Source organism: Pseudoalteromonas sp. SG41-2 (assembly GCF_014164535.1).
Classification (GTDB): domain Bacteria; phylum Pseudomonadota; class Gammaproteobacteria; order Enterobacterales; family Alteromonadaceae; genus Pseudoalteromonas; species Pseudoalteromonas rhizosphaerae.
On record NZ_JACJFK010000027.1, the window covers coordinates 27,353 to 29,337 of the forward strand.

Here is a 1,985-nt window from a genome sequence, read left to right on the forward strand (position 1 = left end):
CCCCTGTTACCGCCGTGAAAGGGCGGTGTCCTAGGCCTCTAGACGATGGGGACACAGAATATGTGTCACTAGGACAACTGAATGGTTTAACTCGTTTCAGGCGAGCTGCTTAATAACACTGCACTTCCCTATTTAAAATAAGTAAGTGGCGTCCCCAAGAGATTAGTACTCTTGTTAACGTCGTGCATAGATAGTGCGGTGTCACACTGCTTTATACATTACTTAAAATAAGTAAGTGGCGTCCCCAAGGGGATTCGAACCCCTGTTACCGCCGTGAAAGGGCGGTGTCCTAGGCCTCTAGACGATGGGGACACAGAATATGTGTCACTAGGACGACTGAATAGTTTAACTCGTTTCAGGCGAGCTGCTTCATAACACTGCACTGACTATGAAAATAGTAAGTGGCGTCCCCAAGGGGATTCGAACCCCTGTTACCGCCGTGAAAGGGCGGTGTCCTAGGCCTCTAGACGATGGGGACACAGAATATGTGTCACTAGGACAACTGAATGGTTTAACTCGTTTCAGGCGAGCTGCTTAATAACACTGCACTGACTATGAAAATAGTAAGTGGCGTCCCCAAGGGGATTCGAACCCCTGTTACCGCCGTGAAAGGGCGGTGTCCTAGGCCTCTAGACGATGGGGACACATAAATGTGTCACTAGGACAACTGAATGGTTTAACTCGTTTCAGGCGAGCTATCTTAATAACACTACACCTACTATAGAAATAGTAAGTGGCGTCCCCAAGGGGATTCGAACCCCTGTTACCGCCGTGAAAGGGCGGTGTCCTAGGCCTCTAGACGATGGGGACACATAAATGTATCACTAGGACAATTGATTAGTTATGCTCACATCCTGAGCTGATTAAGGTAATTGCGATTAATACAAATTAAGACTCGAGCTTAATTTGTTCGCTATTTTCTCGGTTAACCCGCCTTTAACTTATAAAAGTTAAGTGGCGTCCCCAAGGGGATTCGAACCCCTGTTACCGCCGTGAAAGGGCGGTGTCCTAGGCCTCTAGACGATGGGGACACAGAAAACTGCTACCCTAGGACAAACACTTAATAAATTGGTGGAGCTATGCGGGATCGAACCGCAGACCTCTTCACTGCCAGCGAAGCGCTCTCCCAGCTGAGCTATAGCCCCAATTTATTTTGCTAAACACTTGCGCAGTTAAACCGTGCTGTGTATCGCTGAGTGCGGGGCGCATTCTATGCAGCCACCAAAATAATGTCAACATTTTTTTCAGTAACTTTCTTTAAACGGTTTAATTTTCAACAAACTGAATAATGAATAAACCGCGGCGCTCAAAATACATGCAAGGGAGCTGTTTCAAAACAAAAATTAGGACTGAAAGGCGCACAATCTAGATTAACTGAGGTGAAATATATTCTAAAACATCAAAACAATAAGGTATACATTTATATGCAAAATAAAGTCGGAGTCTTTTCTTGTTTTTCACAACAACGTTTTCATCACCAAGTAAAACGAATTTAAGATGAACATACTAGCAATTAACTGCAACGCCCCTACTCTATTGTCAGTTATTTATATGATCACAGAGGCTCCATTAGTTACAGTCGGTGTTTTATATCAATCGTATTTAACTAACGGTATTTGGATTTTTCAATGCGATTGACTATAACCTTCCTCCCTCATGATTAAAAAACAAATCCGCTTTTGACTAACAGGCACCACTAGCTATTAAAGTATTGCATTAAATAATGAGTAAATTGATTGCACATATAGATTGAATGTAAGTAAATTGGCTATAAAACAATCTCAATCTTACTTCATTGATTATAAAACCTGCATCTAAAACATTTTTCCTCATTCAAGTGTTGACACATTTACAACTCTATCTATAATAGCGCCCCACAACAACGCGGCAATGAGTTGTTGTTTAGATGTGGGTGATTAGCTCAGTTCTAAGAAAAGAGAGCATCACCGCTATTTACAAGTAACGGCGGGGTTCACTGGTTAAAG

Annotated in this window: 6 tRNA genes; all 6 read right to left on the reverse strand. The window is 42.8% G+C overall.

Features of this window, described 5'->3' with window-relative positions:
• Window positions 1-236: 236 nt before the first annotated feature.
• A tRNA-Glu gene (locus H5186_RS18320) sits at window positions 237-312 on the reverse strand.
• A gap of 90 nt (window positions 313-402) precedes the next feature.
• Window positions 403-478 (reverse strand) — tRNA-Glu (locus H5186_RS18325).
• Window positions 479-568: 90 nt separating this feature from the next.
• A tRNA-Glu gene (locus H5186_RS18330) sits at window positions 569-644 on the reverse strand.
• Window positions 645-734: 90 nt separating this feature from the next.
• Window positions 735-810, reverse strand: a tRNA-Glu gene (locus H5186_RS18335).
• A 145-nt stretch (window positions 811-955) separates the two neighbouring features.
• A tRNA-Glu gene (locus H5186_RS18340) sits at window positions 956-1,031 on the reverse strand.
• Window positions 1,032-1,069: 38 nt separating this feature from the next.
• Window positions 1,070-1,145: transfer RNA gene (locus H5186_RS18345), tRNA-Ala, on the reverse strand.
• Window positions 1,146-1,985: the final 840 nt, after the last annotated feature.